Raw genomic sequence first — 22,212 nt, 5'->3', positions numbered from 1 at the left:
AGTCATGAATGCACATCCACTAAAGGATCAATTGCGACGGCCTATCCATGATTTGCGGATTTCGGTAACAGACCGGTGCAATTTCCGCTGTTCCTACTGCATGCCGAAGGAAGTGTTCGGTGATGATTATGCATTCCTCCCCGCAAGCGAGCTGTTAACCTTTGAGGAAATCTGCCGGCTGACGAAGCTGTTCGTATCCCTTGGAGTAAGCAAAATCCGGTTGACCGGTGGCGAGCCGCTTATGCGGCGTAATCTGCCTGAGCTTGTTGCGGGAATCCGCGCTATCGGCGGTGTAAAAGATATGGGACTGACGACGAATGGGGTACTGCTCGGTGCGCAGGCAGCGCCACTGTATGCTGCGGGACTCCGCAGACTGAACGTCAGCTTGGATGCTTTGGAGCATAAGCGGTTTGGAAAAATGAACGGACGGGGCTTTACGTCTGGATTAATTCTGCATCATATTGATCATGCCGTAGAAGCCGGGTTTGAGGTCAAAGTAAACATGGTGGTACAAAGAGGTGTGAACGAATCGGAGATTGTACCGATGGCTGCCTATTTCAAGGATAAGAATATAACTTTGCGGTTCATCGAGTTTATGGATGCCGGCAACGATAACGGCTGGAGCTATGAGAAGGTTGTAACCAAACGGGAAATACTGGAGCGCCTCCAAGGCTCATTTGAAATGGAAGCACAGGACCATAATTATTTTGGCGAGGTAGCCAAAAGGTACCGGTACAAGGGTAGCTGTACCGAGGTCGGTTTTATTACTTCCGTATCTGAATCGTTCTGCTCTTCCTGTACACGTGCCCGGCTGTCTTCCGACGGCAAATTATACACTTGCCTGTTCGCATCAGACGGTTTTGATCTCAGGGAAATGCTCCGCAGCGGGGCGAGTGACCAAAGCCTGCTGCTAGCCATTAGGGATGTATGGGAGCAGCGGACAGACCGTTACTCCGATGAGCGGACAGAACAAACCGTGAAGAACAGAACAAAGATCGGCATGTCCTATATTGGAGGTTAAAGAGCAGAATGCAATTTCAGCTGTTGATCGAGCCGGATGGCAGATCATTTTTGGCTGAGCAATGTATCCTTATTGTACCTCCAGGATCGAGCAATCCGGAAATGATCGCAGAATAGACTAACGCAACAACAAGGAAGCTCCTCTACCCGGATTACCGGCAGATGAGCTTTCTGGTTTTTTACAACTGTATACTAGAAGTACAACACGAGCACAGACACATATAACATAAAGGAGAAGCCAATTTCGATGATTCCGGTACGTTTTACTGTGATGCCCGTCTTTGGCAGGACAGCTGCCCGCACAAGCAGGATGAGCAGCGGAACAAGCAGAGATGGAAACAGGAACAGCCCGGCTGCTGCAACCAGCAGGTGATATAGAACAGATCCGTAATAGAAGCTAATATTATTTCGTTCACGGATGATGGTTTTGACATACAAAGCGGTTCCGACAAAGTACAGGACAGCCAGCAGGAACAACTCGGTCGCTGTCCGCCAGCTTTCTCCCTGACCGACGTAGAAGACCGGATAAATGATCAGGCAAAATGCCAAAATGGCCGAGATGTCATTGAGCAGGGCACGTTCATTTTTAGTTTTTGCATAATAGAGATTTACAGCGAACAAAGGCACGAGCGGTAGAACAAACCATAACAACTTAGGTTCGGCTACTACCAGATAGACGATCAAAGGGAGTAGCAGAATTCCATATACCTTCAAGGGCTGGGCATAGCGTTTAAATCTTCCTGTCTTCACCCCCTGCAGTAAAGGAAAACTGAACAAATAGATCAGAAGCCAGCAAGCAAACAGCGGAATATGTATCGGTTGCCCCTGGGATGCGGCTACCCCGAACAGAAAGGGAAGGACGAGCATCGCCCAGGCGCCGTGCTGGTTAGGGATATACTTCTTCATAGTAAACATCCTCCTACCCTGAAATATCATGGCATGCGAGGATGCCATACTCTTTAACTATACGTTTTTCCTTGAGGGGACCCGGGTGATTTGAAGCACTAATCATTTTAAGAAAAGGAGTAAACATCGTGAGTATGGAATCTCATCATGCAACAGTACAGGGTCCGGTTCCTGTATTACAAATTATCGGGTACAAGAATAGCGGAAAAACAACACTTGCCTGCCGTTTAATTCGCGCTCTATCTACTCAAGGTATACGCGTCGGGTCTGCTAAACACGATGCTCACCATTTTCAATTAGATGATCCGGGTACAGACAGCAGCAGGCATCTGCTGCACGGTGCGATTGAAACCGTACTGACATCGTCTGAGGCTACAAGAATAATGCGGAAGTCCGAGACTTCATTAGAAGAAATCGTACAGTCTATGTATGGTAAGGTTGATCTGCTGATTGCTGAAGGGTTCAAATCTGCAGATTATCCCAAAATCGCCTTGATCCGCAATGTAAATGAAATGATAAATCTGCGAAGTCAAGCAACGAATATTTATATGTGGTTAAGCTGGGAGGAGGACGCTAATATGAAAAGTGTAACGTCTGTGGTAAGCAAGAATACTACCCCTGTACTACTTTTAAGGGATCAAGCTCTTATAGATCAGGAGGTCCTCAACCTGGCTTTGTCGCTGCTTCAATCTAATATGGGAATCCCTGACATAAGAGAAGGAGATTCCCTTACAGGAGGTGCACATTGTGCTGACTGGAATAATACTGGCAGGGGGACAGAATTCCCGGATGAAGGGTCGGAATAAAGCGCTCCTGACCTATCACGGGGAGCATTTTATTGTTAGACAGGTGAAGGAGATGCGTACCCTTTGCTCCAAGATCATTATTGTTACGAAAGATGCATCCCTGTATGAGGATTGTCTTCCATCCGGTCTCATTTTTCTACCGGACATCTATGAAGGGCATGGACCCTTAAGCGGGTTTCATGCCGCTTTTGTCAGGGTGGAAACGGATTATGCTTGGGTTGTCGGATGCGATAGTCCTAATATTTCAGCCCCTGCAGCTTCGTGGATGCTCACCCGGTTCAAGGAAGGCGACTATGATGCTGTTCTTCCCATCATTAACGGTAAGCATCAGATGCTCCATGGGGTATATCGGCCGCACCTGATTTTGCCAAGTATCATTGATAGACTGGAAACACGACAGTACCGGCTATCAGGATTATTAGATTCGATGCATTGGTTAGGGGTAGATAAGGGCGACCTTGCTGGTGCTGGTATATATGAGGATTTCACTGCAGATGTAGATACACCTGAGCAATATAAGGATTTGCTGCATCTATCGAAAGGGAGTGATCACATGGGCAGTTCATTATTTGAAATTACAGACGGACCGATCACACCAGCGGAGGTATCTGATAAAGTCCTGCGTAGAGAAGCGGGAGCGATTACCTTATTCCTAGGCACTGTACGGGAGTTCACGCAGGGTAAGCGGACATTATATCTTGAATATGAAGCTTATCCGCTCATGGCTGTAGCGCAATTGGAACGAATTGGGCAGGAAGTGAATGAGCGTTGGCCAAATACTATGGTTGCTGTAACCCATAGGATAGGAAAACTTGAAATCACTGATATCGCCGTTGTGATCGCTGTATCCTCGCCACACCGTCAGGCCGCTTACGAAGCGAATGAATATGTGATTGACCGGATTAAAGAAATCGTGCCTATTTGGAAAAAAGAAATGGGCGAAGACGGCGAAGCATGGGTTGGCGATCAGCTGAATCAATTAACCTATCCGGAAGGGCGGCCATTATTTCCGGATGTTCCTGCAGAAGATAAGAAGTAGAGGCGGCTATTAATGAAACAGGGGAGGAAGTAAAGAACATAAATGAGTACTGCTCGAATTGCCTTGTAGTATAATATAAATCAATTCAAGCCATCTAAACCTAAGGCAGCAATAGAACATAGGGATTTTTACCCAAAAAGCGAGGCGTAAGGAAATGAATGCAGCAGAGTTTCAACAGTATGTTAAGGAGTTCAGTGAAATCAAAGGGTTTGATACCAGCACCATTGAGCAGAGAATGCTGTACTTAATGACTGAGGTTGGGGAGTTGTCCAAAGAAGTTTTGTCCGTATCTTTTCATCCAGATGCAGAGCGGAAAGAAAACTTGGGATACGAGATGTACGATGTGGTGTGGAATATTTTTGATCTGGCCAATAAACTTGGCATTGATCTGGAGCAGGCTTTTAAACGTAAGCTGGAGATTAATGAACAGAGGACTTGGGAGTAAGGTGTATCTATTGAATACTATAAAAAAAAATCCAAGGACCTCCCCTGTGGGAAGCCTTGGATTTTTTTCACCCGAAATTTTATTTAAATGAAGCATAACCTTCATCAGCCATTACAACACTACCGTTAATTGCACTAGCTTCTGGTAAGGAGAGCAAGTATACAGTGTCTGCAACTTGTTCAGGCAATGTTAATTTGTTACCCATTACTTTACTCTTCATTTGGTCGACCATTCCTTGATCTTTATATCCTTGGATAATTGGCGTATCTACAGCGCCTGGAGCAACGGCAAGCACGCGGATACCATGGACGGAAAGTTCTAGTGCTGCGGATTTAGTCATCATAATGACCGCACCTTTGGAAGCGTGATATGCGAATGTACCTGGGGAAGCTAGGAATCCAAATACAGAAGCTGTATTGATGATCACACCTTTAATGCCGAGCTCACGCATTTTTTTACCAGCAGCGATAATCCCATGGGCTACGCCATGCTGATTGACATTAATGACACTATGATAATCCTTAAGGTCTTGGTCTAGTACAGGAGTGACGCGGCCGATGCCGGCATTGTTGAACATTACGTCAATTCTTCCATAAGTATCTACAGTTTTCTGAACGAGTGCTTCAACTTCTTCGTATTTTGAGACGTCAGTTTTGACGAAAATAGCTTCGCCACCATCTTTAATAATTTGTGCTACCGTTTCTTCACCTAATTGTTGATTGAAATCGGCAACGACAACTTGATCACCTTTACTTGCAAATTTAATGGCGGTTTGTTTCCCGATTCCACTGGCTCCACCTGTTATTACGGCTACTCTTTTGTCTGTCATTTGAGTTTCCTCCTCGAGAAATATAGTTATACTAGAAATGAAAGTTGATATAGTAAAAATGGTTACTTACTAACTTATTTACATTGTAGCACTTGTCTAAATTAATTAAAATTTAAGTAAATTTAATAGTTATTAAGTAAAGATTAACTTAAGGGGTGATTCAAATGAATTTGGAGCAGTGCGAGAATATCGTAGAAGTCGCAAAGATTGGTTCTTTAACCAAAGCAGCTCAGAATCGTCATATCACTCTATCCGCAATGAGCCAGTCCATTACCATGCTGGAGGCTGAGCTGGGAGTTACTTTGTTCATCCGTTCGCGCGGGCAAAAGGCGGTTCCCACAGCAGAAGGAAATGCCATTATTAGCAAAGCAAATGAAGTCCTGATGAAAGTAAATGAATTAAAAGAAGAAGCACAGATTTACAGCGATACGTTAAGTGGTCATTTGAAAATAGCTACGATACCCGGACCCATGCATCTGATGGTGAAGGTAATCTCTAGCTTTAAGGCAGATTTTCCAAATGTGAAAATAGAGATTTTTGAAAAGGGACCTAAAGAAATTCTGGATAATGTACTTCAGGATGAAATGGACATTGGACTTATGGTCTCGCCGGAAGGAATGCCTGACAAATATAAAGGGGTTAAGTTTGAACGGTTAGTGGAAGGAAAGATTGTAGTTGGTGTACATCCACACTCACCGCTTGCCCTGAATTCCATCCTTACACCTGCTCAGTTAGTGGGGCAGACGTTGGTTTTATACGATGATTCTTACATTAAGGACTATGTAGAGCGATATTTATCTGGCTATGGGCCGATCAATTTGCTTTTTGTAAGTAACAACACACGGGCGATTGAGAATGCAGTTGCAGAAGGACTGGCCATCACAATTGGTCTGGATTATTCGTTTCTAAAAATATCAGAGGGTTCTCCAGGCTTCATGAAAACCATCGAGTTACGATCACCAGATACCCGTGCGAAATATTCAGGAGCTATTGTCTCTGCTTCAAAACAGACCTCCCAGACCGCCCGGAGATTTATCAACAGGCTAAAGCATGAATTTGATGAAATGATTAGACGAAGTTAACAGTATGCCTTGGTAAATTTTATCTAACCTTTACGCTTCCTAGTTAATATTAACCCTATGATGTTGTCCAAGCTCAGATCGATATTAGGACAGCCAAGTGGGGAGGATGTCAACACAGTGAGATGGTATCTTAGGCAAATTAATGTTGTTATTATCTTTGTTTTGTTGATTTCGTTGTTACAACCGGGAGCAATTGTTCGCGCTTCCATTTCTGATTTATATTTACCAGCAACAGATTACGGAACCGTTATTGATGTTCGCCAAACAGAGCTTGCACCCGGGGCGATGTATACCTGGATAGATCTCCAGAATGAACGTGGTTTACAAAAGATACATGCAGTGGAGTTCAACCCGCAACAAGGAAATTTGGAGCTGCGGGCAGGTACGAAGGATGGAAAGGTATACGGTATGAAGGGCGTTACCGAAATGGCCATGTATGCGGATTCGCCTGGAAACCGAGTGATCGCAGGGATCAACGGTGATTTCTATGAAATCCCCGGTTTTGCTACGGGTGTTCCCAATGGATTTTAAGCTTACACCAAGAGTAGTGTATCTGTAGCTAGCCGTAACATTTCGGCATTCAATGATATTGGTCTTGCTCCACAGTGGGCTCAAGAGGCAACCAGCGAAGTGTACAGACTTGGTTTGATGCAAGGACGTGCTGAAGGGCAATTTGCACCGTGCCAAAACGGAACACGTGCTGAAAGTGCACAGATGATCCTCAACCTGCTGAGTGTTATGGAGTAATGATTATGGCCAGTCTCAGGTTTATGGGGACTGGCTGTTTTTTTGATAATTGGATTAGTGGGATATACGCAGGATACGCATCATGAATACACAGAGGGGGAAAGCGGAGTAAAAGTAAAAACAAGGATGAGACACAATAGGTAAGTGTATATGGAGAACAGATAACTAAGGTACACTCGCTGAGGTACGCTCGCTGAGTGTGCTAAAGCTAAAGTACGCTCACTGAGGTACGCTAAAGCTAAAGTGCGCCAACAGCGATGCACACTTGGTAAGTTTGGCTCGGACGAGCTACTTTTATCAAGAAAGTTTGTTTTAACAGATAGCCTCGATGGTTTGGGATCGTAACGGACTGTATTGCCGCTATTTTAACTTTTTGGTCTATTTTTCCAATTTTTCGGACTCCATAGCTCTTATTGTCATACTTTTGCACGGAATCGTAATATATTTTAATGAATAGCTGCATTTGAGTCCGATAGCTGAGCAGAATGGCAGAAATCAGCTTAATAAGGTCTCCTCGGTCCGATGAAGTAGAATTGAGTTAATAAGGTGAGTAAGGTGAGCTATGTGAGCCAAGTGAGCTAGGTAAGTCAAGTGAGTAAAGTGAGTAAAGTGAGCAAGTTGAGAAGGTGAGCTAGATGAGTAAAGTAAGTAAACTGAGTCAGTAAACGGAAGATAAGATGCAGAATACAGATGGGGTTTAAGCGTATAGTAAAACTGAGGCGAGTATCGAGCATATTCCAAATGCTTACAGACGAGCGCCGAGTCTTTTTCCGGTATTTTGTAAAGATAGGGTTATATTGGGCGTGGAATACTGGGAATTACTCTTCAGAGGCAAGTAAAAACAAGGAATAATTGTTATTAGCCAACACAAATTGTTATGTTGTGTTATGATAGTAGGGAGGTGACTCCCATGAATGATTTTGAGAACTATCCCGATGAGCTGGGTAATTTCATTCGGCACATCAGAAAGACGAGAGGGTTAACCTTAAGAGGACTGGAAGAAAAGAGCGGTATAAGTTACTCACAGCTCAGCAAAATCGAACGTGGAGAGAGCATTCCGCTTAAAGACAATCTGGACAAGATCATTGAAGCGCTTGGAACGGATCTGAAGAATCGGATGTACCATTTGGCAGATTATATGCCAGATATTGAATATATCAAGACCTTGAAGCAAGGATATGAGCTGCCACAGCTCAAACAGTCTCAAGATTACATCTACGAGACAGCCTTTAACAAGCTTAAGGAATTCAGAGCGAAGGAAGGGAAAGAAACATCGTACGTTTCCTTTGATTCGAATGAAGTTATAGTTTACGAAACGGAATATGGGGCAGGAATGGTAATAGAGAAGATTGAGAAATACAATCTGACCGATGTCCTGAACGATAAGTTTGAGGGTAACCTCGACTCCTTAAGAAAGAGCCCCCGTAAAGGGCGTCAAGCCTTTCTATTTGGCGAGTGGCTACGGGAGTGCGTTTATGAACTGAAGGAAGAGGAACAGGATCAGGTCATACAAGCACTTAAAGAATTTACTCAGTTTAAAGTACAACAAATAAAGGGTGCTTATAAATAATGTATGCCTTTTGCTAATGATCTCAAAAATGAATGAATGTTGCCCTTTCTTGCAGCCATCTATTCATCTTGATCCATAAACTAACAACTAAAAATGGTTTGACAGAAAAGGGGATATTAATAATGAAAATTAACATGAAGTTTACCAGCAAGGGCAAAGTCGCTATAGAGAATTTTAATAACGAGGAATTGCTGGAGATCTTCGCACGTTACATCAAGACATTATCCAAAAAGTATGACATCGAAGTTGATGTTCCTCTTGAAGCGAATCAAAACATTGTTGGTGATGGTGCGGTAATCGCAACTGCAAAAAATGTGAAATGTGATGTTGAAACTTTCTTTAAAGAATTGGGCAGAGATATTAAAGTTCCCTTGAAGAAAAGACTCGGCGGCAAATTGGAAAATGTTTTCAAAACAGAAATTACAGAATAGAGCATTATTTTTATCTCAGATTAACCATCATATGTGCATATAAAAAAGGTAGGGCCGCGGAGGCTCTACCTTTTTTTATGTTTATGTACTTGACTTAAGGCGACCTAAGGAGTTTATTGTTGGTTGAAGCTGAAGAATAATGTGTACCATGCGCAGTGTGAATTTAATGGGGAAGGGGATGTTATATACTTTCAGAATCTATGAGATTTCTACCTCTCATGATATCTTTAATAATTTCAATGAAATCCGGTAACGCATGGGCATCAACCGCTAGCTCATAGATTCTTAGTAAATCCTCGTCAGATATAGATTCCAGAGATGAGGGCCGTGGAGAGGGATGAAAATAGTAATTCATTATGATCCTCCATCATTAATTGTTTTTATTATAGGTTTATCTATATGGTATCATTTGGAATAGGATCCGTCTCCTGTCATTCATCCTACGAATTTATCTTTACATTTGAGGATTATTATGGCATAATGTGCGATTTTGAGGAAATTGCTAAAAAGTTTCAATTTTTAATAAAATAATCCCGGCATGCGTGAACATGCCGGGATTATTAAAAAACTGAATTTTATTCTGACGGTTTTTTCTTTTGTGAAGCAAGATACTTCTTAAGGCGCGGTTCATTGGATTCCGAAACAGTAGTGAACTGCGTACCTTGATTAAAGCATACAATCTTCCGCCCGGGATCATAGCCTTCTATGTTGTTGATATTGACGACATTGCTGCGGTCAAGGCGTTCGAATCCCTTACCCTCATACGCTACGGAAAGATCGGAAAGCGTGGTGGGGAGAATAAATTCGCCTTCTTTCGTATGGACGAATATTGTATTTTTATAATTCGAGAAATACAATATATCTTCCTCTAGAATATCACTAGAGGAACCGTCTTTCTGTAAGACACGCATCTTTTCCCCATCCTTGTTTAATTACTTGCGCAGTTCTTTTGGAATTTCAGGGCTGTAAGCTGCTGGTTTTAGAATTTTTGTGAAAACTTGAGCAGAAGTACCCAGTAGGTTAGAAGCATAACGAGCTAAGGTTTTTTTCATCTGATTGACCTCCTTTGTAATGGGATTATAACTGTAAAGGATTGAACTAAAAATGCCAATCCAATGACAGACGAATGGATCCAAAAATTCAAAGAAACCAGAATTATGGAAATGATCTTTAAACCCAAATACCATTCTTTGGGGATTTGAGCATTAGCATCAGGATTCGGAGCACATAAGATCATTACAAGTAAAGAAAAAAGATTAATCCAAATCAAATGGTTATGTATTAGATAGGTAATATGAGGGATAAGTGAACAGATAAAGATAGATACAATATTGCAGGACCTTGCGGATTTTAAATGCACACCACCAGATGACATTCTTAGGAGTATGAAACTGAATAAGGCTAAGAATGTTTCTTTTAGCTGTCCAGTGAGCCCGCCAATGCATAATGAAGTCATAATAATTAATAAAGTATTCAGAATAATGCTAAGGGCATAATGCATGATTTCAATAGAATGCGTTTGCTCTGGATTACTTTTCTTAATGAACTCAACAATTTTAAGAGATAAATGATTCATAATTATTTCTGTCCTTTTTGTATGAGAAATATAGATATCCCCATAATAGTATTCCATAGAGAAATGGGATTATGAAAAAGAAACGAGATTCAAAAAAGTAGTTGAGTGAAGTAACGACAATTATTGTAGGAAGATTAAGAGCGAATAATATTTTTTCATTAGTCGTTGGTTTAATTTTTACATCGGGTTTATCAGGTACAAAGTCATATCCAATACGTTTATGACCTACATACATACCAATGAGAATCGCGGTTAATGCTGATAAAACCTGCATTGTGATCATGTTTTTGGTAATCGGGTTCAAGATATTTAGAGGCATGATGATTACAGAGTTTAATAGATACATAAGACTGGTCTGAATCACCAAGTATGCTTGATAGGTCATCCCGGTTAATATAGAAGCGTAGAAGGGATGAATCCGGAATAACATCCACATAAAACAAAACATTAGTGCATATTGTGAGAAAATATCTAATGGAAACATCCCATAGTTGATCCTAATTGTATAAGAACAAAAGCCCATAATAAAACTAGCAAACACCATCTCTTTATGATATAGATCAATTTTGAAGATTTTGAAAGCCAGAAAAAACATTGCATAAGTCTCTAGTATTGAAAATATCATAAAAAGAATAAAATCTAGCATGCCGACACTCCCGATGACTTCTAGTTTAACCAACCCTATTATTGCAAGTATCGTATAAAATGAGCTAAAATACAACAACTACAGTATAATTTTCCTCCTATTTTTTCAAAAAAATTCAAAATGAGAGGGGTTTAGACATGGGGCGACGTCCAGAAAGCAGTGAGTATCTCGAAGAATTATCAAAATATGTCGATTTAGTGCCAGCTGAAGGAGACATCATTACTATTTTTAGAGAGCAGACGGATGAGATTTGCACTTTTATTTCGAATCTTACGGAAGAACAAGGGGACTATCGTTACGCTCCAGAGAAATGGAGTATCAAGGAAATGGTCGGACATCTGGCTGATACCGGAAGAATCATGTCCTACCGTTTATTGTGCATCGCCAGAGGGGATACGACTCCACTGCCGGGTTTTGAAGAGAAAGACTACGTACTTAACGCCAATTTCGAAGCACACACTTTAAAAGCATTACTGGCCCATTACAAGCTTGTTCGAGAATCGACATTACTCCTAATGGAAACTCTGCCGGAGGAAGCATGGATCCGGAAGGGAATAGTTAACGAGGCTACTCTTTCTGCGAGAGCTCAGGCCTGCATTATGATTGGACATGACCATCATCATTTGAATATTCTTAAAGATAGATATTTAGGGTAATATCTTCTTAATCAAAAAAGCATTCCAATAGCCTTTATGGCTTTGGGATGCTTTTTATACACGGCTATAGCGGTGGATTCTTGTGACATTTGCGGCATACCGGATAGTAAGCTTCATTACCACCAATCTGGATTTGCTTGCCGCTATATACGGGCTTGCCGTTTTCTACTCGTAGAGCCATAGTAGCTTTGCGCTCGCAGAACCAGCAGATCGTCTTCATTTCCTCAATTTTATCAGCGTAGATCAGCATATATTTGCTGCCTTCAAATAACTGATTCTGAAAATCATTTTTAAGTCCGAAGGCCATTACCGGAATACCCAGCTCATCAACGATACGCACTAGCTGGAGAATACATTCCTTGCTTAGAAATTGACATTCATCAATAAGTACACAGTGTGGTTTAGGTTGGTTACTGCTGACGATATTATAAATATCAGTGTTCTCATCGATGGGGATTGCTTGTTTCCGAAGCCCAATACGAGAAGAAATAAAACCAACCTCGTCCCGGTCGTCTATGGATGGAGTGAAAATAAGCACCGATTTCCCCTGCTCTTCATAATTATGTGCAACCTTGAGTATCTCAATAGATTTACCACTATTCATTGCTCCGTATTTGAAAAACAATTGTGCCACTTCCATCTATCCTTTCGTAAAAAACATTGATTATATCTTAAAAATGCGACCATATTAGAGTATCATATTCGGATCGGATGTATCCAGTGAAAACATTGCGATTGATTGGATGTGGTATGATAAGAGGTAATAAGAGATGGGAAAGGAAGTAATAAGTGTGACTGAAAGATTAGACGAATATAAGGAACGGTTAGCTCTTTTGCAGCAGAATGGAGATTTATCCAGTGACACTGAAAGCTTGCTGGAAGAAATGATGGCGGATTTGGTGGAATTGAATCGGAGTAATAAAGCACTGCGTCGAGCAATTCTGAAAACTGGACAGGCTTCCACGATGTCAACTCGGTTAAGGGATGCACTGTACGAATAGAAAAAGAGGGTATGCGAATGGCTTTGATTTTCTCTTTTCTCAAAAAATATAAGGTAGCTGCAATAGCTGCCCTTGTAATGATGCTCATTGAATTGACGGTAGAATTATCACAGCCTTTGATCATTTCCAAAATCATTGACTTAGGGATCCGAGAAAAAGATACCTCTGTAGTATGGCTGTGGGGCAGTATATTGATCGGCAGCGCGGTAGTTGCGTTTACAGCCGGGGTACTCAGTTCTTTTTTTGCTGCCCATGCAAGTCAGAGCTTTGCGTTCGATCTTAGGGACAAATTGTACGAAAAGGTACAGTCTTTTACGTATGAAGTATTCAATCGTTTTGCTACCTCGTCACTGATTACCCGTCTGACTGGTGATGTATCACAGCTGCAGGATACTATTTTTATGAGCTTGCGCTTTATGACACGGGTGCCACTTGTTGTGGTAGGCAGTGTGATTATGGCGTTAGTTGTTCATGTGAAGCTGGGATTACTGCTGACGGTGGCGTTACCTTTGTTGATTTTTTTCCTCTACTGGATTATGAGAAAAGCTTCCTTGTTATTTCGTACGGTCCAGCAGCGTTTAGACGGAGTTAATGGCGTGATTCAGGAGAATCTTACGGGTATTCGCTTGATCCGCGTATTTGTGCGTATGGGGTATGAGATTGAACGTTTCACGGTATTTAGCGGGAATTTGATGAGATCAACGGTGTCTGCCTTGCGTTTGACTGAGACGACGATGCCTTTTGTTATGCTTATTGTGAATGCGGCGATTTTGGCGATTTTATGGTTTGGACGGATAGCCATTTCCAATGGGGATGCTACTTTGGGTCAGACTGTTGCTGTTATTAATTACTCCTTGCGAACGATTGGAGCACTATCAGCGATATCTGGTCTTGTTGTAACGTTTTCCCGCGCTCGGGCCTCCTCTCAGCGTGTTTCAGAAGTTATGGAAGCGGGAGCTGGAGTTCATGAAGGCGGGACTTTGCAAGGCGAACCGATTCAGGGCCACGTTAAATTTGAAGGCGTTTGCTTTAAGTATCCTAATAGTGATATCTCTGTCCTGGAGGACATTCATTTTGAAGTAGCTGCTGGTGAGCGAGTAGCGATTATGGGGGCGACCGGATCTGGAAAATCCTCACTCGTGAGTCTGATTCCGCGCTTGTATGAAGAGACAGACGGCACCATTTGGATTGACGGTGAAAAAAGTGCTGATATCGATATTTCCAGACTGCGGAGATCGATAGGTTATGTGCCTCAGGAATTGCAGCTTTTCAGCGGATCAATCCGCGATAATATTGCATGGGGCAATGAACACGCCACACTGGAACAAATCCAACAAGCAGCGGCGGCTGCACAAATTCACGAGACGGTAAAAGGGTTGCCGGATGGCTATGACACGATGCTTGGTCAACGAGGGGTTAATCTCTCCGGCGGACAAAAGCAGCGGTTAACGATTGCCCGTGCACTTGTTAGGAAACCGGCTATGTTGATCCTTGATGACAGCACCAGTGCACTTGATGCGGTTACGGAAGGGCTTTTGCTGGAGGCGCTAAAGGATATCTCCTGTACAACCTTTTTGATTACTCAGAAAATCAGTTCAACGGCATCAGCCGATTTGATCCTGTTGCTGGATGAGGGACGATTAATTGGCAAAGGCTCGCATAAGGAGCTTATGGCAAGCTCCGAGCTGTACCGCAAGATTTATGAATCACAGGTAGAGGAGGCGAAGCAGCATGTTCAAAGCATTAATTGAACCTTTTCGTCATCCTAAACCGAACTTTGAACTTGGCGTGGGACGAAGTCTAGGGACAGCATCTGGCGGCAAACCCAAAGCAAAGGCGAAGGATTGGTCAGGGACGCTGATCCGGATCTGGAGTTATCTAGCTGAGCGTAAAGCCAAGCTTATTCTTGTACTGATCATGGTTGTCTTCAGCTCAGCGCTAGCGCTGATGGGGCCATACATGATTGGCAGAGCGGTGGATAATTATCTGGAAGGTACCGGCGGGCGCTCATGGGTTGTTTTTCTGACAAGCCTTGCTTGTGTGTACATTTTTTATTCTCTGACTTCTTGGCTGCAAAACATATGGATGATCGAAATTGCTCAAGAAACTGTATTACGGATGCGTACGGAGCTATTCTCCCATTTACACCGTCTGCCCATTTCCTTTTTTAATCGGAGACAGCAGGGAGAAATTATGAGCCGTCTTACCAATGATATCGAGAACGTCAGCTCTACGTTGAATAGCTCGGCTATTCAGATATTTTCAAGTGTCTTAACCTTGCTGGGAACCGTAGGGGTTATGCTGTGGCTTAGTCCCTTGTTGACGCTGCTCACATTCCTCGTCGTGCCTTTGATGTTGTTAGGCATGCGCTGGATTACACGCCGTACAGGTCCACTATTTAAAGAACGTCAGCGCAATGTAGGGGAGCTTAACGGTTATATTGAGGAGACCTTATCCGGACAACGGATTATCAAGGCTTTTTCACAAGAGGAACGGGTCATCTCCGGTTTTCATGAACGCAACAAGCGAATTATGCTGTCAGGTTACTGGGCGCAGTCCATTTCTGGTTTCATCCCCAAGCTTATGAATGGTCTTAATAATCTCAGCTTCGCCATTGTTGCAGGAATTGGTGGTCTGCTTGCGATCCGTGGGTCGATTACAGTGGGTGTGATCATCGTATTCGTTGAATATACCCGCCAGTTTACTCGTCCGCTTAATGATTTAGCGAATCAGTGGAATACCTTGCTTTCAGCGGTGGCAGGGGCAGAACGGGTGTTTGAAGTGCTGGACGAAGAGACCGAGGCTAAAGATGAAGGTGCAGCCATATCACTTGAAACTGTACAGGGTGCGGTGAAGTTTGAAAATGTAGCTTTTTCTTATGATGGAGGTTCTAACACGCTGCAGGATATCAGCTTTGAAGCGAAGCCTGGTGAGATGATCGCTTTAGTTGGACCTACCGGTGCAGGCAAAACAACGCTAATAGGGCTGTTATCCCGTTTTTATGATCCTAATCAGGGGAAAATCACGCTGGATGGTTTAGATATCACTTCGATTCGGCGGGAAAGCTTGAGAAGTCATATGGCCTTTGTATTGCAGGATTCCTTTTTGTTCAAAGGGAGTATCCGCGATAACATCCGGTACGGGAGGCTGGATGCGTCCGATGAAGAGGTTGAAGAGGCGGCTAAGCTGGCCAATGCCCATTCTTTTATTATGCGAATGCCCGAAGGTTATGAACGGATGCTCTCGGCGGATGGCAGCGGTATAAGCCAAGGGCAGAAGCAGCTGCTCTCCATTGCGAGAGCGATTCTTGCTAACCCCTCTATGCTTGTGCTTGATGAAGCAACCAGCAGTATTGATACAGTGACCGAGATCAAGATTCAGGAAGGGCTGCAGGCGCTGATGAAAGGGCGAACGAGCTTCGTCATCGCTCATAGACTTGGCACGATTCGTGCGGCTGATCGAATTCTTGTGCTTCAGGGCGGCAGATTATTGCAGCAAGGCTCTCATGAAGAGCTGCTGAAGCAAGGCGGACTGTACAGTGAGTTGGTACAGGGGCGGCGGAACGAGGCACTTGATAAGTCTGGTATTTAAGAAAAAGGCGAGAATTTTCAGGGAGCGCAGATTGCGTCCTTGAAAGTTCTCGCCTTTATGTTATTTGTGATAGATAACGAGCACCAGATCGGGTGAGCTGGGAGGGTTTGAATGTGGGGAAATCTATTGTACAAATTACAATCAGCAGGGTAATAAGGCTTGATTGTGTGCGATTCGAGATTCATATGATCAGATGAACAAATGATGAGATGAAAAAGCTGATTCTAAGTTTAACATAGCATCTTAAGAGATCGTTTCCTGCGTTCCGGCTTGTTTCACCTTTTGCTTCTCCTTGAACCTTGGACCTACGTAATTCTTCTTACGGTCCCTAGCCAGAATCCAGCCACCAAGGAAAGTCATGCCAGCTGCGAAGAGCAGCAATCCACCACCGAAATGCAGCCAAGCAAAGTGGGGCACAACGGTATCATCACCATGCATGGATATGTAATCAAAAATATCATCCTTCATCATGAGGAAGCCCTTCATTGCTATTAAGCCCGGAAACACAAGAATAAGGATGGCAATGAAGCGTGAAATTAACAGTTTCATAAGTGTCTCCTACCCCTCTTAGCCCTTTAGATTCACCCATATAATAACGCTTTAGCAAGAAAAAGTCCATTTGCATATGACGTTTATAAGTTTTGTAATAGAGCAAAAAGAGAGTACAATATACTAAGTAAAATGAACTTACGTGTAATGACTGGAGGATACATATCATGACAATTTCATGTGACGTGGCCATACTTGGCGGAGGTACTGGAGGGTATGTGGCGGCTATTCGCGCTGCACAGCTTGGAAAGTCCGTTGTCGTCATCGAAATGGACAAACTTGGAGGAACCTGTCTGCATCGGGGCTGCATTCCTAGTAAATCACTGCTCCGTAGTGCAGAGGTATATGCTGAAATCAATGAGAGCGAGAGCTATGGCATTGAGACAAGCGGTGTACAGCTGGTATTCCCAAAGGTACAGAAACGCAAAGAAGCTGTAGTTGAGCAACTTCATCAAGGCGTACAATATTTGATGCGCAAAAATAAAATACAAGTTGTCAAAGGTAAAGGGCGCGTAACGGGTCCTTCTATTTTTTCTCCGCGCAGCGGTGCTGTAGCTGTGGAACTGGAAGATGGGGAGATGGAAACAGTAGTTTCCAGCCATCTTATTATTGCTACGGGCTCACGCCCACGAGTATTGCCTGGTCTCGAACCAGACGGGAAAGTGATTCTTAGCAGTGATGAAGCGCTCATGCTCGAAGAGCTGCCATCTTCTATCATTATTGTGGGCGGCGGTGTAATTGGGGTCGAATGGGCTTCAATGCTGGCTGATTTTGGAGTGCAGGTGACTGTGGTTGAAGCGGCAGGTCAGTTACTGCCTCAAGAGGATGAAGAGGTAGCTAAGGAACTGCAACGGTTGTTGAAAAAGCGTGGGGTTAAGGTACTGACAGAAACTACAGTGGATGCTGCAACCTGCCAGGTAACGGAGGATGGAATTTCGATTGAAGCCCGTAAGGGAGAGCAAAGTCAAAGCCTATCCGCAGAAAAATTGCTTGTATCCGTAGGCAGAGTGGCCAACATCGAGAATATTGGTCTGGAAAACACAGACATTCGCTTTGACAAAGGGATTATTGCTGTAAACGCTAGTATGCAGACGGCAGAACCGCATATTTATGCGATTGGCGACTGTATCGGCGGGCTTCAATTGGCTCATGCAGCCAGTCATGAAGGGATTATGGCGGTTAACCATCTATCTGGTGAGAAGCTACATCCTTATCATACACATTTAGTGCCACGTTGTGTCTATACTCGGCCTGAGGTAGCAAGTGTGGGTTACACCGAGAAGGAAGCTAAAGAGCTTGGACATGATGTAGTGATTGGCAAGTTCCCATTCTCGGCCATTGGTAAGGCAATTGTATATGGCCAGAAGGACGGATTTGTCAAAGTTGTAGCGGATCGTAGCAGTGGAGATATTCTTGGTGTGCAGATGATTGGTCCTCATGTGACGGATCTAATTGGAGAAGCGGCCTTGGCACAGCTTCTGGATGCAACACCTTGGGAGATTGGTGAAGCTATACATGCTCACCCTACCCTTTCGGAGATTATCGGAGAAGCAATGTTAGCTGTGGATGGAAGATCTATTGGATTTTAGTTTTTCTTAGCTTTTCTTTTTGGGTAGAAAGGGATTATAATATACTCAAGCCAAGTCTTAGTACCAGGTTTTAAGATCAGGGCACAATTGGTCTTAATTCCTGTAAGACTTCAGGCTTTATGAATAAGGAGGTATCTCTTTATGGAATCCCAAGGTACTGTAGAAACGATTAACAGACATAAGCAGCTTGGACTTAGTGACGGCCAGGTCATCGATATGTACAGATATATGTCGCTCGCTCGTAAATACGATGAGCGCAGTCTGCTGCTTCAGCGCGCTGGCAAGATCAACTTTCATGTCTCCGGCATAGGCCAGGAGGCGGGTCAGGTGGCGGCGGCGTTCGCGCTGGACCGGCAAAATGATTATTTTTTACCGTATTACCGCGATTATGCTTTCGTGCTCTCAGTGGGTATGACTACACGCGAACTTATGTTGTCCGTATTCGCAAAGGCAGAAGACCCAAACAGTGGTGGGCGGCAAATGCCGGGTCACTTTGGCAGCAAACGTCTGCGTATTGTGACAGGGTCAAGCCCTGTAACCACGCAGGTCCCTCATGCGGTTGGTTTTGCTCTGGCGGCCAAAATGCAGAAGAAGAAATTCGTCTCATTTGTAACCTTCGGTGAAGGTTCCAGCAATCAGGGGGATTTTCATGAAGCTTGTAACTTTGCCGGAGTGAATAAGCTGCCGGTTATTATCATGTGCCAGAACAATCAGTACGCAATCTCTGTTCCTGTTCATAAACAGTTAGGCGGCAAGGTTAGCGACCGTGCGCTGGGTTATGGATTTCCTGGTGTGCGTGTAGACGGAAACGATCCGCTTGAGGTTTATCGTGTCGTTAAGGAAGCGCGGGAAAGAGCCCTCGCGGGTGAAGGTCCTACGCTGATTGAAGCGATGATGTACCGTTTGTCTCCACACTCCACCTCAGATAATGATCTGGCTTACCGGACCAAAGAAGAGGTTGATGAGAACTGGAAGAAGGACGGCGTAGCAGGATTCCGTAATTACTTGATCGGTCTGGGATTGTGGAGTGACGAGCAAGAACAAGATCTTGCTGCTGAATGCAATCTTGAGCTTAAAGCAGCTATCGAATATGCCGATAATGCTCCGTTCCCGAAACCGGAAGACACACTGCTGCATGTATACAGTGATTCCGACCTCAAAGGAGGGGCATAAACCATGGCTATAATGGAATATATCGATGCCATCAGGCTCGCGATGAAGGAAGAAATGGAGCGCGATGATTCCGTGTTCGTGCTTGGTGAGGACGTTGGTCTCAAAGGCGGCGTATTTACCACAACTAAAGGTCTACAGGAACAGTTTGGCGAAGAGCGGGTTATGGATACACCCCTCGCTGAATCAGCGATTGCTGGTGTAGCCATCGGAGCAGCTATGTACGGAATGAAACCAATTGCTGAAATGCAATACTCCGACTTTATGCTTCCAGCGACGAATCAAATCATTAGTGAAGCGGCTAAAATCCGTTATCGTTCAAATAACGATTGGAGTTGCCCGGTTGTCATTCGTGCCCCTATTGGCGGCGGGGTGTTCGGCGGTTTGTATCATTCACAGTGTCCAGAATCGATTTTCTTTGGTACACCTGGATTGAAGATTGTAGCGCCTTACTCCGCTTATGATGCTAAAGGTTTGTTGAAGGCAGCCGTACGTGATCCTGATCCGGTTCTTTTCTTTGAGAACAAAAAGTGTTACAAGCTGATCAAGGAAGAAGTGCCGGAAGGGGATTACACCGTTCCAATTGGCGAAGCTAATCTGCTGCGTGAGGGAGCGGATATTACGGTGATTGGCTACAGTCTTCCGCTGCATTTTGCTATGCAGGCTGCGGAAGAATTGGAACGCGAGGAAGGAATTACAGCACATATTCTTGATCTGCGTACCTTGCAACCGCTGGATCGTGATGCGATTATTGCTGCTGCCCGTCAGACCGGTAAGGTAATGATTGTGCATGAAGATAATAAAACAGGCGGAATTGGCGGCGAAGTGGCGGCCATTATCGCTGAGCATTGTCTGTTCGAGCTGGATGCACCGATCTTCCGTCTCTGTGGTCCCGATGTTCCGGCGATGCCAATCAGCCCGCCAATGGAGAAGTTTTTCATGCTAAGTAAAGAAAAAGTGAAGGCGGAAATGCTCCGGCTAGCACAATATTAATTTGTTAAGTAGATGCGAAGCTTCCTAAAACTCAGGTGATGCTTACGAAGCTTCGTAAAACTTTAAGAATATGCTTACGAAGCAAGTTTTACTATGTAGTCTTTCTAAGAGTCAATGCTTCGTAAAACTTTTAAGGAGTGAAAAGATGTCTGACAACCAAAAGTTGACTGACGTGATCATGCCGCAGCTGGCGGAATCGCTAGTATCGGCGACGATCGGCAAATGGCTGAAGAAACCGGGCGATCCGGTAGAGCAATACGAACCAATATGTGAGCTTATTACTGATAAAGTAAATGCGGAATTGCCTTCGACTGTAGATGGAGTTATGGGTGAGCTTTTGGCGGAAGAAGGTCAGGTTGTTAATGTCGGCGAAGTGATTTGCCGTATTGCAGTTCCTGTGGCTGCCTCTGCTGCTGCTCCAAGTACGAATCAGACGACAATTGCATCGAATGCTTCTAATGATGTTGCAGGGCAGAAGTCCACTGCAAATGCTGGCGATTCGATGCGTGCTCGTTATTCTCCTGCAGTACAGACACTGGCTGCTGAGCATAACATTGATCTATCGTTGGTTACTGGTACAGGTATGGGTGGCAGAATTACCCGTAAAGATGTGCTAACCTTCTTAGAAAAAGGTGGAGCTACATCCGCAGCTTCAACTCCTGCTAGTCAGCCTGCCCCGTCTGTATCACAACCACCAGCTCCACAGTTTGTTCAAACCGAAGTGAAGAAAGCGGAAGAGCCTCTTCGCCATTCCGGGCTACATTTGAGCGAATCTCCGCGTATTCCAACGATAGAGGTTGAGGGTGGACGAGGAAGCAGTTCGGAATATCTGATTGATGTAACACCAATCCGAAACACAATTGCTACAAGAATGCGCCAGAGTGTCTCGGAGATTCCACATGCTTGGACGATAATTGAGGTGGACGTGACTAATCTGGTAGCGCTGCGCAATAAACATAAGGAAGAATTCAAGCGCAAGGAAGGCATCAATCTAACCTATCTGGCTTTCATGATGAAGGCTGTTGTGAGTGCGATTAAGGATTACCCGATTATGAACTCTGTCTGGGCTGTAGACAAAATTATTGTCAAACGTGATATCAATATCTCGTTAGCGGTAGGTACAGAAGATTCGGTTATCACTCCTGTGATTAAGAAGGCTGATCAGAAAAATGTCGCTGGGTTGGCTCGTGAGATTGATGAATTGGCACAAAAAACACGCGAAGGCAAACTTAGTCTGGAAGATTTGCAGGGAGGGACTTTCACTGTAAATAATACAGGCTCGTTTGGCTCCATTCTTTCTTATCCAATCATTAACTATCCACAAGCAGCGATTCTGACCTTTGAATCGATTGTGAAAAAGCCTGTGGTCATCAATGATATGATCGCTGTTCGCTCAATGGCTAATATTTGTCTGTCCCTGGATCACCGGATTCTGGACGGAGTCATTTGTGGCCGTTTCTTGCAACGCGTCAAGGATAATATAGAAGGATATACACCGGACACTAAGCTCTATTAATGAATAACTAGCCAAACTGTGCAGGCAGGAGACTGGAAAAGGGGACCTGA

Annotated in this window: 25 protein-coding genes and 1 pseudogene; 18 read left to right on the top strand and 8 right to left on the bottom strand. The window is 43.9% G+C overall.

Going from position 1 to position 22,212, the window contains the following annotated elements; translation table 11 throughout:
• The first annotated feature begins 4 nt into the window (after positions 1-4).
• A complete protein-coding gene (gene moaA / locus NSS82_RS23290) occupies positions 5-1,021 on the top strand; it encodes a GTP 3',8-cyclase MoaA (protein WP_076098657.1) in 1,017 nt (338 codons plus the stop codon).
• Positions 1,022-1,212: 191 nt separating this feature from the next.
• On the opposite strand, the gene NSS82_RS23285 is transcribed toward moaA, so the two are convergent.
• Positions 1,213-1,926, bottom strand: a complete 714-nt coding sequence (locus NSS82_RS23285) for a YwiC-like family protein (RefSeq protein WP_169744792.1) — start codon at positions 1,924-1,926, stop codon at positions 1,213-1,215.
• 134 nt (positions 1,927-2,060) lie between these two features.
• Here NSS82_RS23285 and mobB point away from each other — a divergent pair, with 134 nt between their 5' ends.
• From mobB to NSS82_RS23265, 4 genes and pseudogenes are all read left to right on the top strand, one after another.
• Entirely contained in the window at positions 2,061-2,732 is a 672-nt protein-coding gene (gene mobB / locus NSS82_RS23280) for a molybdopterin-guanine dinucleotide biosynthesis protein B (protein ID WP_254924558.1), read from the top strand.
• A pseudogene (gene mobA / locus NSS82_RS23275) lies at positions 2,716-3,036 on the top strand (molybdenum cofactor guanylyltransferase); the annotation flags it as partial. The gene mobB and the pseudogene mobA, both read left to right, overlap by 17 nt.
• 249 nt (positions 3,037-3,285) lie before the next feature.
• Positions 3,286-3,771, top strand: a complete 486-nt coding sequence (locus NSS82_RS23270; RefSeq protein WP_076273567.1) for a molybdenum cofactor biosynthesis protein MoaE — start codon at positions 3,286-3,288, stop codon at positions 3,769-3,771.
• Positions 3,772-3,925: 154 nt separating this feature from the next.
• The gene (locus NSS82_RS23265; RefSeq protein WP_036676004.1) at positions 3,926-4,216 is read left to right on the top strand and encodes a MazG nucleotide pyrophosphohydrolase domain-containing protein; all 291 of its coding nucleotides are present in this window, start codon (positions 3,926-3,928) and stop codon (positions 4,214-4,216) included.
• A gap of 79 nt (positions 4,217-4,295) precedes the next feature.
• On the opposite strand, the gene NSS82_RS23260 is transcribed toward NSS82_RS23265, so the two are convergent.
• Positions 4,296-5,045 (bottom strand): SDR family NAD(P)-dependent oxidoreductase, encoded by a 750-nt coding sequence (locus NSS82_RS23260; RefSeq protein WP_036676006.1) that lies wholly within the window; start codon positions 5,043-5,045, stop codon positions 4,296-4,298.
• Between the two features lie 164 nt (positions 5,046-5,209).
• Between NSS82_RS23260 and NSS82_RS23255 the strand changes: the two genes are divergently transcribed.
• The 5 genes from NSS82_RS23255 (at position 5,210) to NSS82_RS23235 (ending at position 8,875) form a co-directional block, all read left to right on the top strand.
• Positions 5,210-6,127, top strand: a complete 918-nt coding sequence (locus tag NSS82_RS23255; RefSeq protein WP_076098659.1) for a LysR family transcriptional regulator — start codon at positions 5,210-5,212, stop codon at positions 6,125-6,127.
• Between the two features lie 117 nt (positions 6,128-6,244).
• A complete protein-coding gene (locus tag NSS82_RS23250; RefSeq protein WP_076273515.1) occupies positions 6,245-6,658 on the top strand; it encodes a hypothetical protein in 414 nt (137 codons plus the stop codon).
• 39 nt (positions 6,659-6,697) lie between these two features.
• A complete protein-coding gene (locus NSS82_RS23245; RefSeq protein WP_141118485.1) occupies positions 6,698-6,874 on the top strand; it encodes an S-layer homology domain-containing protein in 177 nt (58 codons plus the stop codon).
• Positions 6,875-7,784: 910 nt separating this feature from the next.
• Positions 7,785-8,444: a helix-turn-helix domain-containing protein gene (locus NSS82_RS23240; RefSeq protein WP_036676012.1), complete on the top strand. Its 660-nt coding sequence runs from the start codon at positions 7,785-7,787 to the stop codon at positions 8,442-8,444.
• Between the two features lie 122 nt (positions 8,445-8,566).
• Positions 8,567-8,875, top strand: coding sequence for a hypothetical protein (locus NSS82_RS23235; protein ID WP_036676014.1), 309 nt, complete (start codon positions 8,567-8,569; stop codon positions 8,873-8,875).
• A gap of 575 nt (positions 8,876-9,450) precedes the next feature.
• Here NSS82_RS23235 and NSS82_RS23230 read toward each other — a convergent pair.
• Genes NSS82_RS23230 through NSS82_RS23220 form a run of 4 tightly spaced genes read right to left on the bottom strand, consistent with a single transcriptional unit; the run spans position 9,451 to position 11,097 of the window.
• Entirely contained in the window at positions 9,451-9,786 is a 336-nt protein-coding gene (locus tag NSS82_RS23230) for a LytTR family DNA-binding domain-containing protein (RefSeq protein ID WP_036676016.1), read from the bottom strand.
• 21 nt (positions 9,787-9,807) lie between these two features.
• Complete coding sequence (locus NSS82_RS23225; protein ID WP_139329854.1) at positions 9,808-9,927, bottom strand: cyclic lactone autoinducer peptide; 120 nt, start codon at positions 9,925-9,927, stop codon at positions 9,808-9,810.
• On the bottom strand, positions 9,924-10,451 hold the full coding sequence (locus NSS82_RS32725) for an accessory gene regulator ArgB-like protein (RefSeq protein ID WP_176462579.1): 528 nt from the start codon (positions 10,449-10,451) through the stop codon (positions 9,924-9,926). The genes NSS82_RS23225 and NSS82_RS32725 overlap by 4 nt, the downstream gene beginning before the upstream one ends.
• A complete protein-coding gene (locus NSS82_RS23220) occupies positions 10,432-11,097 on the bottom strand; it encodes a hypothetical protein (protein ID WP_176462578.1) in 666 nt (221 codons plus the stop codon). The genes NSS82_RS32725 and NSS82_RS23220 overlap by 20 nt, the downstream gene beginning before the upstream one ends.
• A gap of 137 nt (positions 11,098-11,234) precedes the next feature.
• Between NSS82_RS23220 and NSS82_RS23215 the strand changes: the two genes are divergently transcribed.
• Positions 11,235-11,753, top strand: a complete 519-nt coding sequence (locus tag NSS82_RS23215; protein ID WP_076101540.1) for a DinB family protein — start codon at positions 11,235-11,237, stop codon at positions 11,751-11,753.
• A gap of 64 nt (positions 11,754-11,817) precedes the next feature.
• Here the strand turns inward: NSS82_RS23215 and NSS82_RS23210 are convergent, their stop codons facing one another.
• The gene (locus NSS82_RS23210) at positions 11,818-12,387 is read right to left on the bottom strand and encodes a thymidine kinase (protein WP_036676019.1); all 570 of its coding nucleotides are present in this window, start codon (positions 12,385-12,387) and stop codon (positions 11,818-11,820) included.
• 136 nt (positions 12,388-12,523) lie between these two features.
• Between NSS82_RS23210 and NSS82_RS23205 the strand changes: the two genes are divergently transcribed.
• The 3 genes from NSS82_RS23205 to NSS82_RS23195 are packed head-to-tail and all read left to right on the top strand — an operon-like array spanning position 12,524 to position 16,345.
• Positions 12,524-12,754, top strand: coding sequence for a hypothetical protein (locus tag NSS82_RS23205; RefSeq protein WP_036676022.1), 231 nt, complete (start codon positions 12,524-12,526; stop codon positions 12,752-12,754).
• 17 nt (positions 12,755-12,771) lie between these two features.
• The gene (locus NSS82_RS23200; protein ID WP_076273516.1) at positions 12,772-14,505 is read left to right on the top strand and encodes an ABC transporter ATP-binding protein; all 1,734 of its coding nucleotides are present in this window, start codon (positions 12,772-12,774) and stop codon (positions 14,503-14,505) included.
• A complete protein-coding gene (locus tag NSS82_RS23195; RefSeq protein WP_076273517.1) occupies positions 14,486-16,345 on the top strand; it encodes an ABC transporter ATP-binding protein in 1,860 nt (619 codons plus the stop codon). Before NSS82_RS23200 ends, NSS82_RS23195 begins: the two co-directional genes overlap by 20 nt.
• 243 nt (positions 16,346-16,588) lie before the next feature.
• Here the strand turns inward: NSS82_RS23195 and NSS82_RS23190 are convergent, their stop codons facing one another.
• Entirely contained in the window at positions 16,589-16,894 is a 306-nt protein-coding gene (locus tag NSS82_RS23190; RefSeq protein ID WP_036676028.1) for a DUF2627 domain-containing protein, read from the bottom strand.
• Positions 16,895-17,061: 167 nt separating this feature from the next.
• On the opposite strand from NSS82_RS23190, the gene lpdA reads away from it, so the two are divergent.
• The 4 genes from lpdA to NSS82_RS23170 all read left to right on the top strand — a co-directional run bounded on the left by lpdA (position 17,062) and on the right by NSS82_RS23170 (position 22,162).
• Positions 17,062-18,483: a dihydrolipoyl dehydrogenase gene (gene lpdA, locus NSS82_RS23185; protein ID WP_076273518.1), complete on the top strand. Its 1,422-nt coding sequence runs from the start codon at positions 17,062-17,064 to the stop codon at positions 18,481-18,483.
• Between the two features lie 141 nt (positions 18,484-18,624).
• Positions 18,625-19,656 carry a thiamine pyrophosphate-dependent dehydrogenase E1 component subunit alpha gene (locus tag NSS82_RS23180; RefSeq protein ID WP_036676031.1) on the top strand — a complete coding sequence of 344 codons (1,032 nt, stop codon included), beginning with the start codon at positions 18,625-18,627 and terminating at the stop codon, positions 19,654-19,656.
• A 3-nt stretch (positions 19,657-19,659) separates the two neighbouring features.
• Complete coding sequence (locus NSS82_RS23175) at positions 19,660-20,646, top strand: alpha-ketoacid dehydrogenase subunit beta (protein WP_076273519.1); 987 nt, start codon at positions 19,660-19,662, stop codon at positions 20,644-20,646.
• A 145-nt stretch (positions 20,647-20,791) separates the two neighbouring features.
• Positions 20,792-22,162, top strand: coding sequence for a dihydrolipoamide acetyltransferase family protein (locus NSS82_RS23170; RefSeq protein ID WP_076273520.1), 1,371 nt, complete (start codon positions 20,792-20,794; stop codon positions 22,160-22,162).
• Positions 22,163-22,212 lie beyond the last annotated feature (50 nt).

Source organism: Paenibacillus sp. FSL H7-0735 (assembly GCF_038008505.1).
GTDB lineage: Bacteria > Bacillota > Bacilli > Paenibacillales > Paenibacillaceae > Paenibacillus_AQ > Paenibacillus_AQ odorifer.
This window is presented reverse-complemented; position numbering and strand designations above follow the sequence as displayed.

Bases quoted from the DNA above. Each gene is read 5' to 3' on its own strand.
- moaA (WP_076098657.1), top strand. From the start codon at position 5: ATGAATGCACATCCACTAAAGGATCAATTGCGACGGCCTATCCATGAT.
- NSS82_RS23285 (WP_169744792.1), bottom strand. From the start codon at position 1,926: ATGAAGAAGTATATCCCTAACCAGCACGGCGCCTGGGCGATGCTCGTC.
- mobB (WP_254924558.1), top strand. From the start codon at position 2,061: ATGGAATCTCATCATGCAACAGTACAGGGTCCGGTTCCTGTATTACAA.
- NSS82_RS23270 (WP_076273567.1), top strand. From the start codon at position 3,286: ATGGGCAGTTCATTATTTGAAATTACAGACGGACCGATCACACCAGCG.
- NSS82_RS23265 (WP_036676004.1), top strand. From the start codon at position 3,926: ATGAATGCAGCAGAGTTTCAACAGTATGTTAAGGAGTTCAGTGAAATC.
- NSS82_RS23260 (WP_036676006.1), bottom strand. From the start codon at position 5,045: ATGACAGACAAAAGAGTAGCCGTAATAACAGGTGGAGCCAGTGGAATC.
- NSS82_RS23255 (WP_076098659.1), top strand. From the start codon at position 5,210: ATGAATTTGGAGCAGTGCGAGAATATCGTAGAAGTCGCAAAGATTGGT.
- NSS82_RS23240 (WP_036676012.1), top strand. From the start codon at position 7,785: ATGAATGATTTTGAGAACTATCCCGATGAGCTGGGTAATTTCATTCGG.
- NSS82_RS23235 (WP_036676014.1), top strand. From the start codon at position 8,567: ATGAAAATTAACATGAAGTTTACCAGCAAGGGCAAAGTCGCTATAGAG.
- NSS82_RS23230 (WP_036676016.1), bottom strand. From the start codon at position 9,786: ATGCGTGTCTTACAGAAAGACGGTTCCTCTAGTGATATTCTAGAGGAA.
- NSS82_RS23225 (WP_139329854.1), bottom strand. From the start codon at position 9,927: ATGAAAAAAACCTTAGCTCGTTATGCTTCTAACCTACTGGGTACTTCT.
- NSS82_RS32725 (WP_176462579.1), bottom strand. From the start codon at position 10,451: ATGAATCATTTATCTCTTAAAATTGTTGAGTTCATTAAGAAAAGTAAT.
- NSS82_RS23220 (WP_176462578.1), bottom strand. From the start codon at position 11,097: ATGCTAGATTTTATTCTTTTTATGATATTTTCAATACTAGAGACTTAT.
- NSS82_RS23215 (WP_076101540.1), top strand. From the start codon at position 11,235: ATGGGGCGACGTCCAGAAAGCAGTGAGTATCTCGAAGAATTATCAAAA.
- NSS82_RS23205 (WP_036676022.1), top strand. From the start codon at position 12,524: ATGGGAAAGGAAGTAATAAGTGTGACTGAAAGATTAGACGAATATAAG.
- NSS82_RS23200 (WP_076273516.1), top strand. From the start codon at position 12,772: ATGGCTTTGATTTTCTCTTTTCTCAAAAAATATAAGGTAGCTGCAATA.
- NSS82_RS23195 (WP_076273517.1), top strand. From the start codon at position 14,486: ATGTTCAAAGCATTAATTGAACCTTTTCGTCATCCTAAACCGAACTTT.
- NSS82_RS23190 (WP_036676028.1), bottom strand. From the start codon at position 16,894: ATGAAACTGTTAATTTCACGCTTCATTGCCATCCTTATTCTTGTGTTT.
- lpdA (WP_076273518.1), top strand. From the start codon at position 17,062: ATGACAATTTCATGTGACGTGGCCATACTTGGCGGAGGTACTGGAGGG.
- NSS82_RS23180 (WP_036676031.1), top strand. From the start codon at position 18,625: ATGGAATCCCAAGGTACTGTAGAAACGATTAACAGACATAAGCAGCTT.
- NSS82_RS23175 (WP_076273519.1), top strand. From the start codon at position 19,660: ATGGCTATAATGGAATATATCGATGCCATCAGGCTCGCGATGAAGGAA.
- NSS82_RS23170 (WP_076273520.1), top strand. From the start codon at position 20,792: ATGTCTGACAACCAAAAGTTGACTGACGTGATCATGCCGCAGCTGGCG.